Source organism: Fluviicola taffensis DSM 16823 (assembly GCF_000194605.1).
Lineage (GTDB): Bacteria > Bacteroidota > Bacteroidia > Flavobacteriales_D > Crocinitomicaceae > Fluviicola > Fluviicola taffensis.
This window is the reverse complement of sequence record NC_015321.1, coordinates 3,012,303-3,036,097: the sequence shown is the minus strand read 5'-3', so window position 1 is coordinate 3,036,097 and position 23,795 is coordinate 3,012,303. Positions and strand designations below refer to the sequence as shown.

The 23,795-nt window shown below is 37.4% G+C and carries 21 protein-coding genes and 1 pseudogene; 7 read left to right on the top strand and 15 right to left on the bottom strand.

The window, feature by feature from the left end; translation table 11 throughout:
• Positions 1 to 19 precede the first annotated feature (19 nt).
• The 4 genes from FLUTA_RS13225 to FLUTA_RS13210 all read right to left on the bottom strand — a co-directional run bounded on the left by FLUTA_RS13225 (position 20) and on the right by FLUTA_RS13210 (position 3,484).
• Positions 20 to 700 carry a T9SS type A sorting domain-containing protein gene (locus FLUTA_RS13225; RefSeq protein WP_013687387.1) on the bottom strand — a complete coding sequence of 227 codons (681 nt, stop codon included), beginning with the start codon at positions 698 to 700 and terminating at the stop codon, positions 20 to 22.
• Positions 701 to 804: 104 nt separating this feature from the next.
• On the bottom strand, positions 805 to 1,650 hold the full coding sequence (locus FLUTA_RS13220; protein WP_013687386.1) for a helix-turn-helix domain-containing protein: 846 nt from the start codon (positions 1,648 to 1,650) through the stop codon (positions 805 to 807).
• A 191-nt stretch (positions 1,651 to 1,841) separates the two neighbouring features.
• Positions 1,842 to 2,651 (bottom strand): T9SS type A sorting domain-containing protein, encoded by an 810-nt coding sequence (locus FLUTA_RS13215; protein ID WP_013687385.1) that lies wholly within the window; start codon positions 2,649 to 2,651, stop codon positions 1,842 to 1,844.
• Positions 2,652 to 2,830: 179 nt separating this feature from the next.
• Positions 2,831 to 3,484: a DUF6629 family protein gene (locus FLUTA_RS13210; protein ID WP_013687384.1), complete on the bottom strand. Its 654-nt coding sequence runs from the start codon at positions 3,482 to 3,484 to the stop codon at positions 2,831 to 2,833.
• A 219-nt stretch (positions 3,485 to 3,703) separates the two neighbouring features.
• On the opposite strand from FLUTA_RS13210, the gene FLUTA_RS13205 reads away from it, so the two are divergent.
• Together FLUTA_RS13205 and FLUTA_RS13200 are read left to right on the top strand one after the other, a co-directional pair.
• On the top strand, positions 3,704 to 5,290 hold the full coding sequence (locus FLUTA_RS13205) for a Na+/H+ antiporter (protein ID WP_013687383.1): 1,587 nt from the start codon (positions 3,704 to 3,706) through the stop codon (positions 5,288 to 5,290).
• 103 nt (positions 5,291 to 5,393) lie between these two features.
• Positions 5,394 to 5,912 carry an AAA family ATPase gene (locus FLUTA_RS13200; protein ID WP_013687382.1) on the top strand — a complete coding sequence of 173 codons (519 nt, stop codon included), beginning with the start codon at positions 5,394 to 5,396 and terminating at the stop codon, positions 5,910 to 5,912.
• Between the two features lie 81 nt (positions 5,913 to 5,993).
• Here the strand turns inward: FLUTA_RS13200 and FLUTA_RS13195 are convergent, their stop codons facing one another.
• Positions 5,994 to 7,568 carry a T9SS type A sorting domain-containing protein gene (locus tag FLUTA_RS13195; protein WP_148235442.1) on the bottom strand — a complete coding sequence of 525 codons (1,575 nt, stop codon included), beginning with the start codon at positions 7,566 to 7,568 and terminating at the stop codon, positions 5,994 to 5,996.
• Positions 7,569 to 7,653: 85 nt separating this feature from the next.
• A complete protein-coding gene (locus tag FLUTA_RS13190; RefSeq protein ID WP_013687380.1) occupies positions 7,654 to 8,979 on the bottom strand; it encodes a serine hydrolase domain-containing protein in 1,326 nt (441 codons plus the stop codon).
• A gap of 226 nt (positions 8,980 to 9,205) precedes the next feature.
• On the opposite strand from FLUTA_RS13190, the gene FLUTA_RS20855 reads away from it, so the two are divergent.
• A complete protein-coding gene (locus FLUTA_RS20855; protein ID WP_013687379.1) occupies positions 9,206 to 10,258 on the top strand; it encodes a sensor histidine kinase in 1,053 nt (350 codons plus the stop codon).
• A 1-nt stretch (position 10,259) separates the two neighbouring features.
• Complete coding sequence (locus FLUTA_RS13180) at positions 10,260 to 10,982, top strand: LytR/AlgR family response regulator transcription factor (protein WP_013687378.1); 723 nt, start codon at positions 10,260 to 10,262, stop codon at positions 10,980 to 10,982.
• An 8-nt stretch (positions 10,983 to 10,990) separates the two neighbouring features.
• Here the strand turns inward: FLUTA_RS13180 and FLUTA_RS13175 are convergent, their stop codons facing one another.
• The 4 genes from FLUTA_RS13175 to FLUTA_RS13160 all read right to left on the bottom strand — a co-directional run bounded on the left by FLUTA_RS13175 (position 10,991) and on the right by FLUTA_RS13160 (position 12,602).
• Complete coding sequence (locus tag FLUTA_RS13175) at positions 10,991 to 11,446, bottom strand: MarR family winged helix-turn-helix transcriptional regulator (RefSeq protein ID WP_013687377.1); 456 nt, start codon at positions 11,444 to 11,446, stop codon at positions 10,991 to 10,993.
• Positions 11,439 to 11,876 carry an EVE domain-containing protein gene (locus FLUTA_RS13170; protein WP_013687376.1) on the bottom strand — a complete coding sequence of 146 codons (438 nt, stop codon included), beginning with the start codon at positions 11,874 to 11,876 and terminating at the stop codon, positions 11,439 to 11,441. Before FLUTA_RS13170 ends, FLUTA_RS13175 begins: the two co-directional genes overlap by 8 nt.
• A gap of 8 nt (positions 11,877 to 11,884) precedes the next feature.
• A complete protein-coding gene (locus FLUTA_RS13165) occupies positions 11,885 to 12,247 on the bottom strand; it encodes a VOC family protein (RefSeq protein ID WP_013687375.1) in 363 nt (120 codons plus the stop codon).
• 130 nt (positions 12,248 to 12,377) lie between these two features.
• Complete coding sequence (locus tag FLUTA_RS13160) at positions 12,378 to 12,602, bottom strand: alpha/beta fold hydrolase (RefSeq protein ID WP_013687374.1); 225 nt, start codon at positions 12,600 to 12,602, stop codon at positions 12,378 to 12,380.
• 100 nt (positions 12,603 to 12,702) lie between these two features.
• Between FLUTA_RS13160 and FLUTA_RS13155 the strand changes: the two genes are divergently transcribed.
• The gene (locus FLUTA_RS13155) at positions 12,703 to 13,092 is read left to right on the top strand and encodes a nitronate monooxygenase (protein WP_245545446.1); all 390 of its coding nucleotides are present in this window, start codon (positions 12,703 to 12,705) and stop codon (positions 13,090 to 13,092) included.
• A gap of 666 nt (positions 13,093 to 13,758) precedes the next feature.
• Here FLUTA_RS13155 and FLUTA_RS21860 read toward each other — a convergent pair.
• Positions 13,759 to 14,700: pseudogene (locus FLUTA_RS21860) on the bottom strand (DUF4421 family protein).
• A 596-nt stretch (positions 14,701 to 15,296) separates the two neighbouring features.
• Here FLUTA_RS21860 and FLUTA_RS13140 point away from each other — a divergent pair.
• Complete coding sequence (locus tag FLUTA_RS13140) at positions 15,297 to 16,406, top strand: vWA domain-containing protein (RefSeq protein WP_013687373.1); 1,110 nt, start codon at positions 15,297 to 15,299, stop codon at positions 16,404 to 16,406.
• A gap of 51 nt (positions 16,407 to 16,457) precedes the next feature.
• The gene (locus FLUTA_RS13135) at positions 16,458 to 17,921 is read left to right on the top strand and encodes a P-loop NTPase family protein (protein WP_013687372.1); all 1,464 of its coding nucleotides are present in this window, start codon (positions 16,458 to 16,460) and stop codon (positions 17,919 to 17,921) included.
• 45 nt (positions 17,922 to 17,966) lie between these two features.
• Here the strand turns inward: FLUTA_RS13135 and FLUTA_RS13130 are convergent, their stop codons facing one another.
• The 4 genes from FLUTA_RS13130 to FLUTA_RS13110 form a co-directional block, all read right to left on the bottom strand.
• Complete coding sequence (locus tag FLUTA_RS13130) at positions 17,967 to 18,563, bottom strand: hypothetical protein (protein WP_013687371.1); 597 nt, start codon at positions 18,561 to 18,563, stop codon at positions 17,967 to 17,969.
• A 587-nt stretch (positions 18,564 to 19,150) separates the two neighbouring features.
• A complete protein-coding gene (locus FLUTA_RS13120; protein ID WP_013687369.1) occupies positions 19,151 to 19,795 on the bottom strand; it encodes a hypothetical protein in 645 nt (214 codons plus the stop codon).
• Between the two features lie 153 nt (positions 19,796 to 19,948).
• Positions 19,949 to 20,599 carry a hypothetical protein gene (locus FLUTA_RS13115; RefSeq protein ID WP_013687368.1) on the bottom strand — a complete coding sequence of 217 codons (651 nt, stop codon included), beginning with the start codon at positions 20,597 to 20,599 and terminating at the stop codon, positions 19,949 to 19,951.
• 187 nt (positions 20,600 to 20,786) lie between these two features.
• The gene (locus FLUTA_RS13110; protein WP_013687367.1) at positions 20,787 to 23,747 is read right to left on the bottom strand and encodes a T9SS type B sorting domain-containing protein; all 2,961 of its coding nucleotides are present in this window, start codon (positions 23,745 to 23,747) and stop codon (positions 20,787 to 20,789) included.
• Positions 23,748 to 23,795 lie beyond the last annotated feature (48 nt).

The following is a 23,795-nucleotide window of genomic DNA, read 5'->3' as shown; positions in this document are numbered from 1 at the left end:
AAAATCCAATTAGCATTTACTATTTCGCGATAACAATTTGTTGTGTTTTCAAGCTACCTTTTGAATTACTTACAGAAACAAGGTACATTCCTTCAGAAAAAGGACGCGTATCAATGGTTATTTTTTGTCCAGAGAAATTGGATAAACTTGCTCTAACCTTTCCCAATAAATCTGTTACAGTAATTAACACTTTATCCTCCGATTGCTCCCATTCGATTGTTACATTATCAACAGCAGGATTCGGATACAGTTTGAAATCAGTTTGATCTTTTGGATTCTTTACTCCAAGAGAACTACTTGGATTAATTATAAAAGTAACTGCTTTCATACAAGTAGCTTGCAAACTGTGATGATTAACCGTCCGAAAGGCATTCACAATCGTATTTTCTGGAATACCAGCCATGTTATAAATAACGCTGTATCCAAATGGACTTACAAAAGTATATGGTCCCCATGCGCCATTTGTAGCATAAGAATCATCGATATCAATGCGCGTAGTATCATCAAACTGATAAGATACTGATGCAAAGCCAAGTTCGGTTTCTCCAGTCCAATGCATTGTATCAAAGACCAAATGATCGGTTGATTCGTTTAAGTAAATGGTATCAGGACTAAATGAAATACTATCGCATTTCGTCTGCGCAAAAAGTTGATTGAATGCAACTATGAACAGTAGGGTAATGTAATTTTTAGCTTTCATAATGCAGAGGTCTTGTTAGCGTGTTGCCTTCACTTTTAATGAATAAATTAATTATTCTAAATTTAGAACGACAAAACAAATAAGCAGTTATGAAAAAAGGTGTTTCACTTATAAATTTCCAGTACCTCGGCATGCAGCTCGGAAGGTGAAAGTTGGGTACGTGATTTAATAAAACCACTGAAATTTGCTTGACTGTCAAAATTCATCTGAAAAGCAATTTCTTTCAAGGAGAGTTGATTTAGAAGCAGAAGCCGCTTAATTTCAAGTAAAACTTCTTCATGAATGAGTTGAAGAGCATTCTTACCTAGTGCTTTTTTACACACTTCATTCAGTTTTTCAGCTGTGCAATTCAACAAGGCACAATATTCCGATACTTTTCGAATGGTATAAATATTTTCCGACATCAGGAATAAAAATTCCGTCACTAAATACTGCCTTGAAATATACTTTTCTTGCGATTCGACAAGTGAAATCAGAATAATCTGAAGATAATTATAAGCTTTGTGCTTGCTCAGTGGTGAAAGATTCTCATTTTGAAGCAATGCTCGCATGCATTCTGTCAAATCAAATAAATGATTGAACGTTGACGTATCTAAGGTGAAAATAGGATTGGAAAGATAGAGGTTGAAATGTTTCAGTGCGTAGATATATTCAAAAATATCCTTCCGAAACTGAATGAGAAGTCCGTTAGCAGTATTCCGATTCATGAGATGAACCTGTCCTGGATAAATCATCGAAATTTGCTCACCATACACTGGATAATTCACAAAATCAATCAACTGGTTTCCTTCCCCATTTGTGATGAGGATAATTTCAAAATAATCGTGTCGGTGTAATGCGTGATAATCATATGGATTCGAATAATCCAATGATTCAATGATTAACAGTTCATTGGGATGCGGAAGAGGAACCGCATTTACAAGTGATTTGTTTTCATTGTTCGTTTGCATGATTTGGTACTTGAGGTCTAAAGATACAAAGTGCCTTCCATTAATTGAGATTCCTCCAGCAACATTTTTTATTTGGAAAAGAATTTTAGTTCCTAGTAATCAGTAGCTCAGAATTAAAACCAGCCCGCCGAAAAGCTAGGAAGCAATTTTCCATCCCAATTCGACAGATCTCTGGTTAATTAAATCCTTTACTACTCTTTAACAAACAGCTGAGTGGAAGCTTTGTGTCCTGAACTAACGGTAAGGAAATAAATTCCATTTGGAAGATCAGCAATAGAAATAGTGTTTTGAACTTCTGTTACCAATATACAATTTCCTAGTAAATCGGTAATTTGAATAGTTCCCATTTCATTATCAGGAAGTTTCACATTGATTTCATCATTGGCAGGATTTGGGAATACTGAAAACGAAATTTCTGTCGGGTTTTCTTGGATTTTCGCAGTATTTGCAAACTCAATAATATAATACAATTGATCTGTTGCAAAGATATCATTCCACTCGCCAGCAAGACCTAAAGGCCAGTCTGTGAAAGCAAAACCCAATGCATCTTGCTGATTCCAATTATCAGGTTCATCTCCCCAATTAGAATACAATCCACCAACAGGTGCCCCAGAAGCTGTTCCTATCCAAAATGGAATAGAACTTCCATTATTATCTCCATTCCAAACCCAATTTCCTTCTGACGCTAAATCGTTTCCTCCAATCCACAAATAAGATGCCTGTCCTCCATCCCAAGCAATTGTGTTAGAAGCTACAATCCCAGCAAGATTTACATAGCGGAAAATAGAATCCTGTTCCTGCTGAGAGTTAATTTCTACTAATTTTCCACCTCGAGAAACTGCGCAAGCAGCAGCTGAAGTCCAATTGAGGTTTTCCTTAACAATTTCATACTGCACATTATTGACGTTAAAGGAATAAATGTTTGCCATATTCAGAGGACATTGTGCAAAGAGTATGCTTTTAAAGGTTAAAAAAACCAATGTAAGAATCAAAGTTTTCATATGTCAAGATTTAAGATGAATGTCATGCAACGAGCAGACAAGTCTAAATTACAGGCATCTGAATGATTTCTACTTATGAAAAAAGTGGTTTCACTTATGAATTTACAGCCCCCCACTTTTACGAAAGATTTATGGGCTAAATACTAACTTACATCTCTATTGAAATTATCTCGCACCAATTAACTAGTTTCCGAAGTGCGTTTTATCTCTCTGATGATAAAAAAGACCAAGACACTCTGCACAGCAGCAAAAAAGCACCAAACAGACACGAGGTAAACCTCAAAAAACAAGTGTGTAATGACTAATGAAACAACATTTGCCACTGCTAGGCTTATGCTTCTTTTCCAACTAGAAAAAAACGGTGCAACAACAATAGCTGCAATGTACAAAACACCTGTGACAATCTGTAACACAGTAGTTGTGCCAATCTTGTACGAGATATGACATCCGTCAATTTGAGCTATAGCTGGAGAGAAGATTAAACGACAGGTAAGAATCATAGAAACAGCAATTCCTGCAAATAAAAAATAACGAATAATTTTCCGACGTTCAGGCAAGCGTTCAATACTAAGAAACGAAAGTGGAATCCAGAATGGCCAAATAATCTGGGCAAAAATGAGAAAAGCGTATTTAGAAAATGTGTGCCACTTAGAAAAGCCAACATCCAATAAAGAAAGCCAAACAAAACCTTCAAATAACTGCTGGAGGCCAAAAAGTATCGGCATAAAGGCGAATACCAAATGAACAGGTTTACGAACTTGACTAATGGAAGCGACTCCCGCAACCGTTAGAGCTGCTCCCGCAATAAAACTTGCACTTGCTGAAAAACACATACCTACCAAATCAAGTGTTCCACTATAACGTCATACAAACTCCTGTTGCACATACGAAAAATGGATACAAGAAATATAGTATTAATTAAGCGAACTGCCCACAAGGTCATACATTTTTTAACTGTTGGTCTATGAAATCTTCAATTCAACTATTTTTGCTAGTATTGGAAAATCTAAAAACCCATTTACTGACTAAAAAACAAATAACCGATAATTTCAATGCATACTATTTTACCTTTTTTACTTGCGATGATTGCAGTTATTGTACTGCTGAATATGTGGGCGGCCAAACTAAAAATCGCTTATCCCATTTTATTGGTGATTGGCGGATTATTGATCAGTTTTATTCCAGGATTACCCGCAGTAAAAATTGATCCAGATCTAATCTTTTTCATTTTCCTTCCTCCTCTTTTATTCGAAGCTTCTTGGGCTGTTTCATTCAAAGAAATGAGGAAATGGTGGCGCATCATTGGCAGTTTTGCTTTTTTGGTCGTGTTTTTTACAGCTTTATCTGTCGCAATCGTTACCAATCACTTCATTCCAGGATTTTCCATTGCACTTGGTTTTTTATTAGGAGGAATCGTTTCTCCACCTGATGCTGTCAGTACGGGAGCAATTACCAAATTTGTAAAAATTCCCAAATCGACTTCTGCAATTTTGGAGGGTGAAAGTTTACTCAACGATGCTTCTTCTTTAATTATTTTTCGATTCGCTTTATTGGCAATCGGTTCAGGACAATTTATTTGGCATGAAGCTGCATTGAGTTTTATCTGGATGATTGTTGGAGGAACTGGAATCGGACTAATCGTAGCTTGGCTTTTCGTTCAGGCACACAAACGTTTACCAACAACTGCTTCTTCAGATATTGCACTCACATTGATCGAACCGTATTTCATGTATTGGATTGCAGAGCAATTGCATTGTTCGGGTGTATTAGCGGTTGTAAGTGGCGGTTTATTCCTTTCGGCCAGAAGGCTAATTTTTCTAAACAGCGCCAGTAGAATCATGGGATTCAGTTTCTGGGAAAGCTTCATCTTCATTCTAAATGGAATCGTCTTCTTAATCATCGGATTGGAACTTCCAGAAATTGTAGCAGGATTAAGAACAGATGGTATTTCATTAAGTACAGCAATTGGTTACGGCGTATTGGTTACAGCAGTCTTGATTCTTGCACGGATAATCAGTTCGTACGCAGCCATGATTTCTACCATAATATTTCGCCCGAGTGTAGCTCCAAGAACAGGCACTAATAGAAAAAGACAGCGACTTTTACTCCCTTTGATGCTTGGTTGGACTGGAATGCGCGGTGTGGTTTCATTAGCTGCAGCTTTGGCAATTCCGATTACTTTAAATGGCGCGCCTTTTCCTCATCGCAACCTCATCCTTTTCATTACTTTCATTGCCATATTGCTCACATTAGTCATTCAAGGATTGACACTTCCATACTTCATTAAACGCTGGAACTTATTTGATCATTTCATCAGTGACGAAGCGGAAGAAGCTACACGAAAAGAAATGAAACGAGGCTTGAAACAACATGTTTACGAACACTTGAAAAAGAAACAAGAGACGGAATTAAAGGATCATGCGGGAATGGAACTCTTTATGCGACACTGGGAAGAAAAATCGAAAGCAGCAGACGACAGTTGGATGAATGATAAAACAAAGGCTATTTTTGTCGAAATGTTGGAAGTACAACGAGAATATCTCACGGAATTGAATAAAGATCCGAAGATCAACGAAGATATTATACGCAAACAATTGTACCAGCTCGATTTGGAGGAAGAGCGAATTAAGAGTATTTAGACGCCAATACTTAATATCAAGATATTATAATCTCATGATATTATGAAATCGTTATATAACGAATGACATCTGAAAATCAACTGATTAATAAAAATTTAAACCCATGAAAATTGCATTAACTGGTTCGCATAAAGTAGGAAAAACGACACTTGCTGAAAAACTTCAGGAGTCACTACATGATTATATTTTTGTCCCTGAACGCTATGAGGAACTGGAAGAAAAAGGAATGCTCTTTGCTGAAACGCCTAAGCTGGAAGATTTCATCCTTCAATTGGACCATGCACTTGAAGCTAGCTCCATAGATGAACCCGATGTTGTTTTTGACAGATGTCCACTGGATTTGCTGGCTTACATTTACGTAATAGGCGGTCCTGAAGCTTCCAAAAATTTCTACATGAAAGTCCGGGAAGCCATGACAGATATAGATTTATTCATATTGGTTCCCATTGAAATTCCAGATCTGATTGGCTGCCCAGAGAATGAATCCCCTGAGCTCCGAAAAAAGGTGAATGACCTGCTGGAAGAATGGATTAGTGATTTTGAGGTGGAAACCATTACGGTAAAAGGAACAGTTGCTGAGCGGGAAGAACAAGTCATACGCAGAATCTTGGAAATAAACTAAAATGGGGAGTTACATAGTGAAAATGAATCAAAAAATAAGATTATTCTACTAATGATTTTAAAATCTAAAAAACAACTGGATTCAGTTCAGCAAAATCTTTTTAACTACAGATGATTTTCCAGCTGTGATTTTCAAGAAATAAATCCCTTCTGGCTGATTAATCGAATAGGAAATCATTCCTGATGGAGAAAGGGAGGTCTTGTCAAGCACCTTTCCTGTTACATCCATGAGCTCCAATTCAGTGAACAATCTTTCACCAGAGATTGTCAGGTTTCCATCCGTTGGATTCGGGTACGCATTAACAGAAAACAGCTCGTTCTCTTCCATCTCAAGCGGATTTAAAATGGTAAAAATATAGGCTGCTCCATATTCTTTATTGTACCCAACAACTTCTTCCTGAGCTTCCTGAGGCGCTCCTATGATAATCTGTTCCCCTGAAATTGCGATAGAATAAGTGAACTCATCGTGGTAAGTTCTGTCTGGTGCAATCAATTTCTTTTTTAGTGACCAGATAGCTCCATTTCTTTCGTAGAGATAAGCACAACCTGCTTCAAAGAAAAAATTGCCTCCATTTTCATCAAGTCCTCCGGCAGAACCTATAAGTGCATAATTTCCATCCAATGAAACTGTCCTCCCGAAATCATCGTTATCGTATCCGTCAGGATTCCCAATTTTCCGTTTCTGAGTCCATAATCCTGCTCCATTGACTTCAAACAAATAAGCTGCTCCTTCCTTGTTTGGATTGTGAACTTCATTGTCATTATAATGCTCATCACTAGCACCTACTAGGATCCAACTTCCATTTACGTCCACTGATGTCCCAAAATAAGCTTGTTGATGACGTACTGAAGCAGTCAATTTTTGCGTCTCATTCCAGTTTCCGGATCCATCGCGCTTAAAAACATAAATTGATCCTGCAGACTGAATTGTATTTGCTCCTGAAGCATTCTTAGATGACCGTGGTGCTCCAACTACAATAGTTTTCGTATAACTGTCTACCGCGACCTGAGTGAACCAATCTCCATCCGAGCGATCTGAAGCCGTTAACTTCTGAACTGGTAACCACTCTCCTCCATCGGTACGCTCATAAACATAAGCAGCCCCAGCTCCGCTTTTGTAGTTCATTCCATTTGCATCGTAATTATTATAAGAGCCCAAAACCAGGTACTTTCCACTAAGTCCAACCTGCCATCCGAATCTGTCATAATGTTGTGCATCCGGTGCCCAAATTTTGAAGACTTGTTCCCATACACCATTGGAACCTCTTTCAAAAATATATACAGCTCCGGCGGAGGTAATCGTACTGTCTAATCCCACCGAATCAGCTGTAGGTGCAGAAACTACCATGTAATTACCACTCATCGCAGTATATGTGCCAAAAAGATCTCCCGGCTGAAGATCTGAAGGTTCTAGCCTTTGGATTTTATTCCAATTACCTCCTGCATCTCGTTCGAAAATAACAGCAGAGCCCTTATCAGTTGAATACATATTACAGACTCCAACAACAGCATACGGACCATCGATCGCAACGCTGTTTCCAAAATGCTCCCAAGGATCCCTGATTTCATCCATGATTTTTAATGCAGATGAAACTTGTGAATGCAAGATATACACGGCTGAAAAATAAAATATTGCAAGGGAAATAAAGCGATTCATATGAAAAGAAGTTTGTGCTAAATTATTGTTTTTTTTGAATTCTCTGACCAGTCTAAAATTATCTAAAACTGTCACTCATTCTATATTACTCTTTTTTCATCTCAATGGTTGCTCCTCCCTGTTGAAAAATCATCGTTTTGTTATCAGCCAAGAATTCGATTTTCACACCAGCCTCTTCAAACTGGAACTTATTGGTATCATAAGCTTCAAAAGGAAGAATAGACTGTCCCGTTCCTTGCAAGTAAAGGATTCCCTTATCATTGCTTACCGCTATTTTAATCGGTAGTTGCGGAGAACTGTAAGTTCCAGAGTATTTATCCATTTCATTTTTGGAAACTTGGACTTCTTTAAATATTGGAAAATCAAACGGTTCCTCATACATTAGACTTAAGACACCCAATATGGTTTGGTTTCGGGTGTAACGTTCTCCATTGATGACAAGAGCAATGGACATACTGTCTTTTTCATTGTATCCAAGCAGTGAATGTGTTCCTTTCGTATCTCCTCCATGTCCAAATAACACCTGTGTTCTCATAGGAATCTGCATCAAACCTCTTCCAAAGTATTCTTGCTTTTCTACTAATGGTTTCATGATCTCTACGGTTTCTTTTTTCATTAATTCATAACGGAACAAGGAATGGATGAACTGCAATAAATCTTTTGGTGTTGCAACGATATCTCCCACTCCTTTAGTGTTGGGGAAATAAAAATCTTCTGTCTTTACCCATTTGCTATTTTTCGTGTATTCATAAGATGCATACAAATTACCAGGATTCATTAATACAGATGCCGTATTCTTCAATCCAAGCGGTTTACAGATCTGTTCCTGAATAAGTACTTCATAATTTTTGCCGTATACCTTTTCTGAGATTTTTGCTAATAAATAGTAAGCTGAATTAGAATATTCTTCTTTTTCTCCTGGTTTGAAAACCAATCCCTGATGCTTAATTTCATCCAGTATCTGCTTTTCGCTCACTTTTTTGTGAAGCCATTTCGGGTTTTCGTCCTTCCAGGTATAATCGCCCAGTCCGCTTGTATGATTGAGCATTTGTTTCAGCACAATTTCGCTTGCTCCCGGCATATCAGGAAAGAATTTCTCTAGTTTATCGTCTAAAGACAACTTGCCTTTTTCAACTAACTGAAAGATCAAAACAGCGGTGTATATTTTGGTAATGGACCCAACCTGATATTTGGTATCCTGATCCCGTTTTAGTTTCGGAATAGCAGCATGGCCGAAATCACGATTGTAAATTTCTTTTCCGTCTTTACAAATGATTAGCGAGCCAATGCCACGGTTGTTGCTTTCAATAAGGGTAATCAAACTATCTACTTTATCTATGTGCAGATTTTGGGCTTTCGTGCTGAAAACAGCCATAAAAAGGAATACTGGGAAAATAAGTTTGGATGTCATATTAAATTGGTTCTAAATGGAAAATGGCACAATTGCCTGAATGATACTGCAAAGTAACCGATGTTAAAGCCGTCTCTTGTTCATTTTTTGACCTACCATCATGAATTAGGGACAAACATTTTTTTACAAGTCCGGATTACGTTCGTCCTTGATTTTAATCGTTTGGTGTAAAAAAAATCTGTCAGAGATAAGAATCACTAACTTTGTGTTTTTAAGTCGTTTTTCAATGAAAGTGATCAACAGCTATAACCTGGTAAGGCTTTTATTGAATATCCTTTTTACAGGTTTGATCTTTTGGGCAGCACTTGACAACAATAGTGGCAGTGAGGTTGCCCTCGGTCATGTTTTGCTTTACAATCTCCTGCTTTTTGTTCCGGGCTGGGTTAATAATTTTGTGCTGTTGCCAAAGTTGCGCAGGGACAAAAAAACAGGAAAATATTTCCTTGCAATTATTTCGACTTTTTTCGCTGGTCTATTGATTTTGGGCCAATACCTGCATTGGCTGCAGACATACTACAAAACGGACGACTTAAGCAAATTCACTCCTTTAGGCATTACCTCTTCCGCTCCAGGATTCCTGCAAGACTTCCAGTATTTCTTTGATGCGCTTCCTGCAATCATTATTTTGATGATCATACTGGTTATTGGATATGTGATTCGGGAATTTTTGCTGAAGCTAAAAAAAGAAAAACACATTCAGAATGAACAGACAATTGCTGAACTCAACCTCCTGAAATCACAGATAAGTCCTCATTTCCTGTTTAATATTCTCAATAGCTTATACTCCTTGTCACTCAAAAAATCAGATGAAACTCCAGCTGTAATCTTACAGCTTTCCGATATTCTTCGCTATTCACTTTATGAAACACAGGAACGCGAAGTCCCAATTTTGGATGAAGTGGCGATCATTGACACTTACATTGCGATTGAAAAAATAAGAATACCAGCTACAGCAAATGTTTCTTTCAATCACAGTGGTATTGATAACAGCATTAAAATGGCTCCGATGCTTTTATTGCCGCTGATAGAAAATGCATTCAAACATGGTGTGGATTCTACTGTTGGTGATTCTTACATTCATGCATCACTAGCTAAAAGCGAAAACCGGCTTGTATTTACCTGTGAAAACACCTTCAAAGTTTCCAAAAAGTCTGAAGTTGGCGGTATCGGAATTCAGAATGTTCGTAAAAGACTGAACTTGCTCTACCCTTCCCGGCATTCATTTGACATAGAAAAACAGGAAAATTTATTTAAAATTACCTTGAAAATTTTGCTCTGAAATGACTCGAAAAATAAGATGTCTGGTAGTAGATGATGAAAAACTAGCCCAGGAAGTACTGATCCATCATATTTCAAAGTTTGAAATCCTGAAACTGGAAGGCGTGTGCAATAATGTATTTGAACTCATCAGTTTTCTGAACCGGGATAAAAATATCGACGTCATTTTCCTAGATATCAAGATGCCTGAAATCAATGGAACTGATTTTGTAAACATGTTCAACCATCCGCCTGCAATTATTTACACCACAGCTTACAATAAATATGCACTGGATGCTTTTGACCAAAGTGCGCTGGATTATTTATTGAAACCCATATCGCTGGAACGTTTTTCAAAAGCGGTCCAAAAAGCACAACATGTTTTGACTATTCAAGAGCAATCCATTCCAGCTGGTAACGAAAACAGGAATAATCCTTTTTATGTAAAGAGCAACAAGAAACTGGTAAAAATCGATCCAGAACAGATCCTGTACATTGAAGGAATGCGCAATTATATATGCCTGTACCTCGAAACGGAGAAAGTGATTGTTCATGGCACGCTGACCGGTATTGAAGAAAATTTAAATCACATCGACCACATTATCCGCGTTCATAAATCCTTTTTCATTAATCTGCATAAGGTCAAATACCTCGAACAACACATTATAACGCTCAGCAATACGAAAAACATCCCAATCGGGCTTTATTACCGAGAACAGGTTTACGAGAAGCTGAAAGTGATTTGAATTACTTGTTATTTGTTCGCCTCAATCAATTTCACCATACTGGAATTGAAGAAGGATAGATCTGTTCCCAGTTCTGCAAAAAACTCTAGGTCGGCATTTTCTATGCTGATGAGTGCTTTCCGGAATACCTCTTCGCCATCAGTTGTTAACCGAATTGTTTTCGCTCTAGTGTCTGTCGGATGTTCGTGACGTGTAACAAACTTTTTCTCTTCCAGTGTTCTCAACACTTTTGAGACCATCATTCGGTCGGCATTTCCCTGGTTGGCAATATCAATCTGGGTTACGCTGTCACTTTCTCTTGAAAGCCAGGCCAGTGCAGCAAGTAAAACAAATTGTGTTTGCGTCAGGTCCAGCGGATCCAGCACACGTTTTTGTTTTCTTTGCCAGAGAATCACAAGTTGCCCCAGCAGGTATCCCGGACTATCGTTCGGACTTTTGAAATGAAAATCAATTTTTTCAGACATCTTCTTTTATCATTTGCGATGAAATCAGGTTGAAATCGTGTTGTTTGATCTCAAAGAAACCAAAACGAAACGGATAACCCCAACTTTTTTTGTTTTGGATAAAATCCAGTTCGCTGATCAATGGCAAAATAGAGATGTCTTTTCCCGGCAGAAATTCAATATTTCGCCTCGATGGACAAAAGTCTTCTGATGCCTCGAACTGATAGGTCTCGTCATCAATTACCTTTCCAATGGCTGTAAACTGCTGACACAAATCGGTTTTTCCAATGGTTTGTTTCCCCGAATAATAGAGGATAAAGTCGCCTTTACGCATTCGTTTCAAGGGAGTCGCTTTCCCGTGACATGCCTGGGCAAAGCCAGATGCAATACCCGATTTCACGTGATCTTTTGAAGCAACGATTACCCAGTATTTTGGTTCCCTGTTGTTCATATCTCTAATTAATTAGGTTGTAAAAACGTAATGTTGTAGCCATCCGGATCTTTTGCAACGATTATTTTTCCGAAAGGAGTTGCAGTAACCGGTCCGAGAAGTGTGACGCTCATTTCAGTAAGTCTTGCCTGTAGGTCCTCTATCTTTTCATCAATTAAAAACCAAAGGGAAGCACCAACTCCCAACTCTTTACCATCCAGATTACCAATTGGTCTCCGAATAGCGAAACTCGCTTCTCCATTATCGTATCTGAAAACACGGGCATCTGGATTGGTGATTTGGGCCAATTCAAAACCCAGTTTGTTTGTGTAAAAGTCTGTAGAAGCTTCTAAATCTCTTACCTGGAGAGAAGCAAAATTTAATTTTCTCATTGTATTTCTTTTTATTGTTGTCGTAAATATAGTAATCACGACAACAATAAAAAATTAAAAATACCTTTTCTTTTCAATGAAGATAAAACTATCGAAAGATTGCACCGTCGCTTTTGTCTAAACAGTTACTTTATCGAAAATGAGCAATCTGTGGTTCCCAGCAAACAATTCCTGTGCCGTTAACATGAATCAATAGGATAGATTCGCCCGTCCCATAAATCTCATAATAGAGGTTCACGCAGTTAATACGCACGAATTTTCCTACCGCTTTATTTGAACCGTAGGGAATCGGATTTTGAGAAAAACAATGAACCGAAACCAGGATCAGAGTAAAAAGGAAGAGTACCTGTTTCATAATGGATTAAAAGCTATTAAATATAACCTTTATCTAAGAATTTACTTATTTTCAATTCCGACGATGGAAGTTCGTACTCACTTAATTGGTCCGCGAAAACGTGAAAGTACCCCTCATAGCTGCAGGTGGAATTGCCAATGAAAAAGGAATTGCAGCAGCTTTTGCACTGGGGGCAGATGCCGTACAAATTGGAACTGCTTTTCTGGCAACCCAAGAATCTGGAGCTTTACCGGAACATCGTAACGCTTTGTTTTCAGATGCTGCAAAACAAACAATTTTGACGTGTGCATATACTGGAAGATTAGGAAGAGGAATAACCACCCAACTGGCAAAAGAAGTAAGAGGAAAAGAACATGACATGCTCCCCTTCCCACTTCAAATAGCTTTTATGTCATCACTACGAAAAGCTGCTTTGGAACAGGACAAACACGACTCGGTCTTCTTTTGGAGCGGTCAGATTGCCTCCGATTTTGAAACACAGAAAAACTGATGAATTGATGCGATCGTTGATTGAAGAAGCAGGGGAATTGATAGACTAAGCTATTTAAAAAGTCGAAGCAAAAAATAGTCCGATTTACAAGAATTCTAAAAACGGCACGTTGGTGAACAAGATTGGGAACCTGTGCAGAAAATGACAGATAAATTTCCCTTTTGTTTGAGGAGGAACGACGAGTTTAAGGGAAATTCTGTCATAACCTACTAACAGGTCAATCGGTTTACCGTGCCTAGTCTTTTTGCTACTTTTTTGACGATGAAAAAAGTAGAAGAATTAATTCTATTTATGGAATCCTGTACATATTTCCATCTCTATCAAAATTCACTTATGAAACGTATTCTATTTTATGCCTTCTTCCTGCTCACTGCAACTAATTCGATTGCACAAACGCCCCTTTCCGGTACCTCAATTTATGTAAGAGGAGGAAGAGACTTCTATATCGATGGAATAAAGGTTTCGGGGATAACTCCAACTTCGGTTTCCGATACTTTAAACAAAAGATGTCCGATAACCATTAGCGATTTCAACATGGACGAAATTAAAAAACACAGTCAACTGATACAGCTAGTGAAAACTGATTCGGAAATCATACTGGAAACAATAGAAATAATCATCGGTGGTCTTCCCGGAACATACGGAGATATAATTTGCTCCAATCAATTACGGATTAGCCGTTCGTTTTCGTTTCACATCAAATACCCAACCGCAATAAAGGCTAAGAGTTGTATAAGTATTGCTATAATTCGTGTTTTTTATTTTACTGATTGAAAGGTAATTATAGGCTGAAAAACCTGTAAAGAAGCGATTATAGGAATAGACTACACCTAATTTGAAATGATTCACATATCCTAAAGTGAAAAAATATTTTTCAGGAATCGAACTTCTAGCTTTGATAAAATCCAATCCGACTTTTGGAATGCCAATAAATGCCAAGGTCAAATGGTGACCGATTACCCAATTATGACCATAGCCAGCTCCCAACTCAATGCTATTAATCTTCACATTGTTAAAACCATTAATGGAATCGAAAAGGGGTTTAGCCAAACTGCTCAAATCACTCAAAGAAACGCGATCCCTGCCAATTGCTCCAGACACCAGAAAAGAACCCGCACTTTTCAATTGCCTTGTTCTTGGAGAAAAACCTGCGTTGTAGGAGTACTTACGAAAATTAAATACGTAATCCGTTTTTAATTTAGCAGTTACAATACGTATCCCTTTTTCACGCTGTGAAATCAAGGTATCTTACAATCCAGAGTAATTCCCGCTGATCAGGGTATAATCCATATTTCGCAAATACGAAAAATCAAACTGTACTTGTAAAGGTCGATAGGTGGCAAGTAGTCGAAGATCCAGATTTTGTTTGCTATTAGTCGGATTCAAGCTAAAAGAATAACCAATATTAATCCATTGATAACTGATTGCCCCACCAATCTGGAATCGGGATCCTGCACTAAAATTTGATTTCAAGTAAGTACTATCACTGATCTTGGTTGTAAACGAAATATTTTGGAGTTTCAAATCAGCAGTAAGACGCGGAACAATTTGGGAACGTTTACTTTCAATATAACTGGAATCTATTTGCGCAAAAAGAGATTGATTCATTACCAATAAAGCAAATACACATATAAGAACAAAAAAACGGAGAAACCTCACTACCAAAAGTTAAATTCAAGAACAAAAATGTATTTATGTCTGTAAAAGTACTTAGATCAATTATAATATTTTCAAAACACTCAAAAAAATGCTACTTTAGTTTTAGATGTTTTTATTCCAATACTTACTCCTTATTTCTACTCTAATTTGTCCATTTTTAATCTTTTTAGATTATCGCAAACGAAATAATATCCACTTTGCCATTATTTATGTAGTGTTGTTTTTTGGAATCATTTTTTTATTGTCCAAGGTAATTTTTCATTATGGGATGTTCTTGGCCCTAGCGGCACCCTTTTTGATTTTGATACTTTGTTTACTTCGCAGAAAAAGGAAAGATTCGAACACGCATGTAAAGGAGTTTTAAGGTTTTACGAAAAGATGCAAATGACACCTCTTTTTAACGAATTTTAAGGCTTAAATTTTCCATGAAACTGGATTTATTCGCTTACCTTTATTCGTTCAAAAATGCATTTTTCTTACAATAACAATTTGACCGAACATTTCGTCCAACTAAGGGTCAATCAACAACTAAAACAAACAGCACTATGCGCAAAGGATTTGTATTTACATCCTATTCCGCTCCCGAGCAATCGCCCTTTGATCGACTGTTCGAGATTTTTAAGGAATTAATCACACACACGTCGGGGGATTTTGATGAAGCCATTGATTGGTTAAGGGTTCTAGACAAAGAATACGAACTCACAACGGCAGAATACACCATTGATGATTTCATTGAAGATCTTCGGAAAAAGAATTACATCAAAGACAAAACAGGCGAAGAAGGAAGTGGCGGAACCGATATTACTTCTAAAATGGAACGCGCCATTCGTCAGCACGCATTGGAGCAAATCTTTGGAAACTTAAAGAAAAGCGGTCTCGGGAATCACCGCACCAAACATAGTGGAACGGGCGACGAACAAACGGGTGATTACCGTCAATTTAACTTCGGAGATGGATTGGAAAAAATTTCCATGACAGAAAGCTTAAGAAATGCCCAGATCAATAATGGAATGAGCGAATTTCAACTCCACGAGCGCGATTTGGTTGTTGAAGAAAGTTTCTACAAAGCACAAATGAGCACCGTGTTGATGATTGATATCAGTCACAGTATGATTTTGTACGGAGAAGACCGAATCACTCCAGCCAAAAAGGTAGCAATGGCTTTGGCTGAATTGATTAAAACACGTTATCCAAAAGACACACTAGACATCTTAGTGTTTGGAGACGATGCTTGGGCGATCGAAGCAAAAGAACTTCCTTATTTGCAAGTTGGCCCATACCATACTAATACAGTAGCAGGTTTGGAATTAGCCATGGATTTATTACGCAGAAAACGCAATACCAACAAGCAAATTTTCATGATTACCGACGGAAAGCCAAGCTGTGTCATTGAACCAGATGGATCTTATTACATGAACTCCAATGGATTGGATAAATACATTGTGGATAAGTGTTATACGACTGCTCAGCAAGCGAGAAAACTACACATTCCGATTACTACCTTCATGATTGCGCAGGATCCGTATTTACAGCAATTTATTCAACAATTTACAGCAGCAAATCAAGGAAAGGCATTCTACACGGGAATTCAAGGATTGGGACAAATGATTTTTGAAGATTACCAAACGAATCGCATTAAACGAATTAGAGGATAGAAAAAGTTCAAAGGGTTCAATTTGAACTATTAAACACACACAGAAAAACGTATGAAAAAAATCAACACATTAGGCGAATTAAAGGCATCAGGATACCAAACAAAAAGCGTTAAGGAAGAATTGCGTTCCAACTTAATGGAGGCATTGAAAACAGGGAAACAACCCTTTGAAGGTATTCACGGATATGAAAATACAGTTATCCCTGAACTGGAACGTGCGATTTTAGCAAAACACAACATCAATCTATTGGGATTGCGCGGTCAGGCAAAAACCCGATTAGCGCGCTTGATGGTCAATTTATTGGACGAATGGATGCCGATTATTCAGGGTTCGGAAGTTAACGATGATCCTTTGGCGCCACTTTCACGCTATGCGAAGGATTTGATTGCTGAAAAAGGAGATGAAACACCAATCTCTTGGGTTCACAGAGATGAACGCTTTGCAGAAAAATTAGCAACTCCAGATGTTACTATTGCTGACCTCATCGGAGATGTAGATCCAATCAAAGCAGCGAATATGAAATTGTCGTATGCAGACGAGCGTGTGATCCATTTCGGAATGATTCCGCGTGCAAACCGTTGTATTTTCGTCATTAACGAATTACCCGATCTACAAGCTAGAATCCAGGTTGCCTTGTTCAATATTCTACAGGAAGGAGATATTCAAATTCGTGGATTCCAATTGCGGTTCCCACTAGATATTCAATTTGTATTTACAGCAAATCCAGAAGATTACACCAATCGCGGAAGTATTGTAACGCCTTTGAAAGACAGAATTGGTTCTCAAATTTTAACGCATTACCCTGAAACGATTCAAATTGCACGAGCAATCACAGAACAAGAAGCAAAATTGGAAGGTGATCAAAAAGAAAATATTTCCGTTCCAGGTTTGGCAATGGATATCATCGAACAAATTGGATTCGAAGCACGTGAAAGTGAATACATCGATGTGAAAAGTGGAGTAAGCGCTCGTATGAGTATTTCTGCTTTTGAAAACTTGGTGAGTGCAGCCGAATTACGCGGATTGAAAAGTAAAAATCTAAAAACAAGTGTTCGTTTAGCTGATTTCACTGGAATTATCCCTGCATTAACTGGGAAAATGGAATTGGTGTACGAAGGTGAACAAGAAGGAAGCTACTATGTCGCTGAACAATTGATTGGAAGAGCCGTAAAAACCTTATTTGAAAGCTATTTCCCGAAAGTGGAAAAATTAGAAAAACCAGGAGAAGGTGGTCCATACCAAGAAATCGTAGATTGGTTCTTCGAGCAAGATGAGTTTGTTCTTTCAGACGACGCAGATGATAAGACCTATCACGCACAATTAGACGCGATTACTCCTTTAGAAACGTTGATTCAGAAATACCAACCGAAAGTACTTACAAACGAGAAGCATTTCTTGAAAGAATTTGTTTTGTGGGGATTGGTTGAAAGTAAAAAACTAAGCAAATCAGAACTTGAAAACGGAACAACTTTTAGTGATCAATTTAGCTCTTATGTAAGAGGTGGATTGAATTAAGAGAGAGAATAAAATGAGAATGACTCCGCCATAATGGAGTCATTCTCATTCTTTTATTTTTAAAGTAAGCCTTATCTTTTTGGATGATACTCCTCCTGAAGAATTATCCTGTGAACTTTCTGATTCCAACCACAATTCTTTAGGGGTTGAATTTGTAACGGTATAAACAATCGTTTTTTCTCCAGTCGGGTAAGTCTGTGAACTGGATGTGGTTGTATCTGGAAAAAGAGGATTGTTGCCCCCTCCTGTCTGCGTATTGATCTTTGAATCAGACAAAGTATTGAACAATACATGCTCATTATTTATAAAATTACCCCCTTTCACTTTCATAACAGAACTCCAAGTCCCTCTCTGGGTAATGACTCCTTTGTTGGTCAAAAATACAGAACCTCCAAAAATAGTTCCCGAACTAGAATATCCTCTTTTCCAGATCCAGGTACCATCTTTTTCGATTATTAACTCATTTGGAGTCTCGGGAGAATCACCTATAGAAGATATATAAGTGTTAGTTCCATCAGTGGTTTCTTGAGAATAACTGACGACTCTCCATGTATTTACTATTTTTGCATTGGTCTTTTTTCCACATGAAGTGATTCCAATTGATGCAAAAGTAATGCAGGTGTAATAAATAATTTTTTTCATGGCCGTTCAGATTTCGAATGATATCTTAAAGATATTCAATAAATAAGATCTATCGTTATCCCACCATTATTTTCTCTCTCTCCATCTCTTTTAAGTCTTCTGTCTGAAGGAAGTAAATCTCAGGATTTAACACAGACAGATCTAAAATAAAATGATTACTTCCTCATTCGCTTGCTCCAGAGAAGAAACAAGCCATCCTTCAGCACTAAAATACGAATCATTTTTATTTGGAAATCTGCTTTTACAAACACTTCTCTGCTGGTTGGATTCAGATAAATACTCAACTGATGAGACAAATCGCTCTCAGTCAACCCCAGGTTTAAATTTCCTTGAACAAAAATCCTCAAACTGTCCACAACCACTTTCTTCCATTTCAAGTACACGAGGTCCCAATCACTGGTCCTGACAATTTGTTATCCCTTTAAGTTAAAGCAGTCAGTTGTGTTGGAGTAAGAAGATAAAAAACTCCAAATTCAGCATCGCTTTTGCACACATGATAACCAGTCATTTCAATCTTTCGCTATTATTATAACAAAAAAGAGGCTGTCTTAAAAGACAGCCCCTCCATATCGTCTAAAAGACTTTTATTATTTCTCAGCTAAAACAATTGTAGTAGTAGTAACATAAGTACTATTATTGCTACCGCTAGTATTTGTATTATTAGTAGTCATTTCTAACTCCAATTCTTTCCCTTTAGATTCTTTAACTGTGTAAACTCTTACTAACTCACCAGATGCATAAGTATAACTATCTGTAGATGTTCCTGTAGAACCTCCAGATTGAGTAGTTGTTGTAGTTTCAGTCAAAACATTGAAAATCACACGCTCATTTTTCTTGAACTCATCACCTTTTGTTTTTGCAACAAAACTCCAAGTTCCACTTTCAGTTGTTTTTGTATTGGTAGTATATGTAGTTCCTAAAAGAACATATGAACCTGAGATATCTTGAGTTGAAGTCCAAGTACCATCTTTGTCAATAGTCATCTCGTTAGTATTAACAGTACCTGTTGATGTAGTTGTAGTTCCACCATTAGTAGTTGTACGAGTAACACCTGTTTCAGTCATTGATGTTTTAATGACTGTCTGATTTCCATTCGATGTCTGAGTGTCATTTTTCTCATAAGAAGTAATCTTCCACTCATTAGCCATTTTTCCTTTGCTTGATTTACCACAAGAAGAAATAGCTACAGCTAAAAAAGCAACACTTAAAGTACCAAAAATAATTTTTTTCATTTTACGTAAGTTATAAATTAGGGTGCAAAGGTATGATATTTCTATCAACTCCCAACACTTTAACAAAAAGTTATCAAACACTTAACCAGATTAGTAGCAACAAAAAAAGGGAAATCAATTGATTTCCCTCTTCATATCAGTCTAAAAGACTTTTTATTTTCCTGTCAACGTGAAACTTTGAGTTTCAGTATAAGAACTTGAATTGTTACCGCTAGTATATGTGTTTTTAGCATCCATTTCTAACTGTAATTCATCTTTCTTAGATTCTTTAACTGTAAAAACCATTACATTCTCACCTGCTAAATATGTACTATTGTTTGTAGATGATGTAGTTATTGATCCAACTGTAGATGAACCTGTAGAATTTTCAGCTAAAACATTAAAGATTACACGCTCATTCTTTTTGAACTCATCACCTTTAGTTTTTGAAACAAAAGACCATGTACCAGAACGAACAACGTTAGATGTTTGAGTTACATTACCATTAGTTGCTGAAAGACCAGTAGTCCATGTCCATGTCCCGTCTTTTTCAATAGCCATATCATTTGCCTTAACAGTTGCAGCTGAAGTACTTGTTTGTGAATTAGACCCACTTGTTTCAACTTCTGTAACTGTAGAAGCCGTTTCTGTCATTGTAGTTGTTGTAACTGTCTTATCACCATTTGTTTCGATTTCAGTCGCAACACTATTATAAGAAGAAACTTTCCACTCATTAGCCATTTTACCTGTACTTGTTTTACCACAAGAAGTAACTGTAACTGCTAACAAAGCAACACTAAGGGTACCGAAAATAATTTTTTTCATTTTATGTAAGTTATAAATTAGTTTGGGACAAATGTAATACTATTCTACAAGAAGACAACTATTTAACGGAAACATAACTAATTGAAAATTTAAATAACGAAAAAACACAATCAAAAGCTAAGAGAACACACGAGTTAATCAAACCTCTTAATTTCAACACCTTAACAAAAAAAATAGAATCAAATAACTATCGAATTAAACTCACATGTCCGCTAAACTCTGTGGGAATACCAAAACAATCTTCGTAAATAACACGGATGGCATACACTCCATCTGGACAAATTTCTCCACGATAAATTCCATCCCAACCTGTGAAAGCTCCTGCTTGTGAAAACACTTCTTCTCCCCAACGATTGAAAATGCGCATGTCCCGAACGATGATATTCTCTCCTTTAAATTCAAATCGGTCGTTGTAAGAATCTCCATTTGGAGTAAAGGAATTTGGTAAATAGAAATATTGTTCGTTCTGCAAATTCACATAAATTGAATCCCACTTTTCGCCGCAAGCATTAAACGCATGAACGATATACCAGCCAGATTCGGTGATAAAAGTTCCTGCCAAATCTCCATTCGGTGCAACTATTTCCAAATTGTAGTTGGTTTCGATTTGCAAATTGGAAACAGACAATTGCTTTTCACACTCCAAAAGCGAATCATTTGGAAAATAGAGATCAACGGCTGTCAAACGACGAACACGCATCGAATCGGTAATACTTCCGCATTGGTTTGTCAAGGTACACGAATAAACACCTTCTTGGGAAATCCATTCCGTTGCACTTTGTGAGCCCGAACTCCATTGGTAAGAACCTTGAGAACCGATAACTGTATATGAAAATCCTACTCCTATCTCAAAACACGTATCCAAATTCGTTGGAAGATTCAATTCAGGAAAATGATTAATTATAACAGAACACGTTGCAGAATCAATTCCACAAGCATTTGAGCCATAAACGGTATACATTCCTGAACCCAAAACGGACAATTGATTGCTAGTAGTTCCGTCCGACCAAAGAACACTATTTACATCTGAAAAAGTCGGCACAAGAATAATTACACCTCCGTTTTGAAGACAGGTATCAATGGATGAAATAAGTTGAACATCCGATAAATTCGTTTGTAAAACCACAATCGTTGCATTGACAGTTCCACAAGCGTTTGTAGCAAAAATCGTATACGAACCAGGACCATTTACACTTCTCTGAGGAGTTAACAGCCCATCATTCCACAAAACAGATGCACCAGTTGAAACTGTTGGACTTAAAGTCGTAGGAAAATCGTCTTCGCAAACAGTAATATTCGGTGTGTTTCCAATAACTGGAAGCGAACTCACCGTAACAACAATCGAATCGCGCAATGTCAAACAACTGTCAGAAAGTTCTACCCAATATGTTCCAGAAGCAGTTATTGACAAAGAAGTCCCTGTTGAAGTATTACTCCACAAATACTGAAGGGGTGCATTTGCTCCAGAGAATGTGGGTGTAATCGTAAATGAATTTCCAGATTGAAGACAAACTGTTGTATCAGCAGGAAGATTCATTGCAAAAGAAGATGGAAACAAAACGGGAACAATCGTATCGATTAATTCGCAGCATTTGGTATCTAAAACGCGAACAAAAACCGTATCTGTTGTATTAGCGATTGTAGTATTTCCAGAAGACGATCCATTTGACCAATAAAATGTTGGATCAGTGAAACCAGCTATATTTGCTTGAATCGTTGCCTGACTACACCCCGAGTTTTGAACTAAATCCAATGAAACTCCATCGCAATAAGCAAAAACTGGAACATCTTCCAAAATAGCCCCATCTTGAAAAATCATCGTACTTGGGAGAATTACCTTCAACAACTGAGGCATCGAAACTGAGAGCGGATTTACATTCACAGGTAAACTATCCAATCGTGAACAATCATCAATAAAATCGAGCTCTTCGTTTAAAATAAACTGATTGATATCGGAACTTTCCTCCATCGTAAAATAATGAGTCCCGTTTACAAATGCACTATTCCCAACCAAATGCGTCCATCCAAGACTTAAGGGATTATAAAATACATTGGGTTTTTGAATGCTATTACATTTTTCAAGATTTCCCGCTTTGTCTATTTTGAGTACATATAAGCCATCAAAAGGTCCAACTGAAAATCCACCCCAACCAAATAATACGTAGCTCGAATCTGTTTCATTCATAGCATCAACCGTGCATGTAACATTCGTTCCTATATCGTACCCATTTGCGAATAAGATATTACCCAATAGGTCACACTTAACAACAATCGTATTATTAAACTGTGGGGAAGCTCCCATCATTTCAAAGCAAGAAATAACTAAATGATCATCCATGTCCCAACGAATCTGAGCCCCCTCAAAACGCTGAGCATTTGTCGGAGTATAAGGAAACAATAGGTGTTTCTCCATAAAAACGGAACCAGCATCCGTAATCCCAATTAATAAAGGCATTCCTAACCAATTGGTTACCCCTGAAGTATTTCCATCTGTATATCCTGTAATGTAGAATTGACCATTCTTCACTTCTGTTGAATTCAAGAAAAATGCACGAGTGGTAGGACTCGTTGCTGTTAGTGGCATGAAATATTTCAATAAAGGAGTCTCCCAAATTAAATTTCCAGTTTGAGACGAAACAGCCAATGCCTTTCCAGCTGTAACTTGTGCAGAACCATAACTTCCACCAATCAGAAAATATTTTCCATTGGAATAGCGCATACAGGACAAATAACCATTAGATATTACTTCGAATTTAGACCAATACATCGTTCCTGTCTGCGCATTCATCTTGAAATAGAATGTTCCTTTCGCCTGATTGAATTGATGAATTTTCCCGCAGCCAAAGATTGTATCTCCGATAATATCTAAAAATGCAATGGTTACATCGTCATTCGGATTTGTTGTAAATGAAAGTGTCTTACTCCAAATTGTTACATGAAGTGGATCTTGTTTCACAATCAACCCTTTGTTTCCTTGAAGTCCTCCGATATAAGTATTTCCTGCATTATCTGCCACAATATTTGCCGCCGATTCCATAATAGAAGGATTCCCAATCACGGTACTTTTTACGTCATTTTGAGAAAAAACACGTTCATTAGCTGAAATCAGCATGAAAAGTAACGTAATTAAAAAGTATAATTTATTCATTAATAATCTTCTATTTAACAATAACGTGATATCTGATAATTCGTTGGG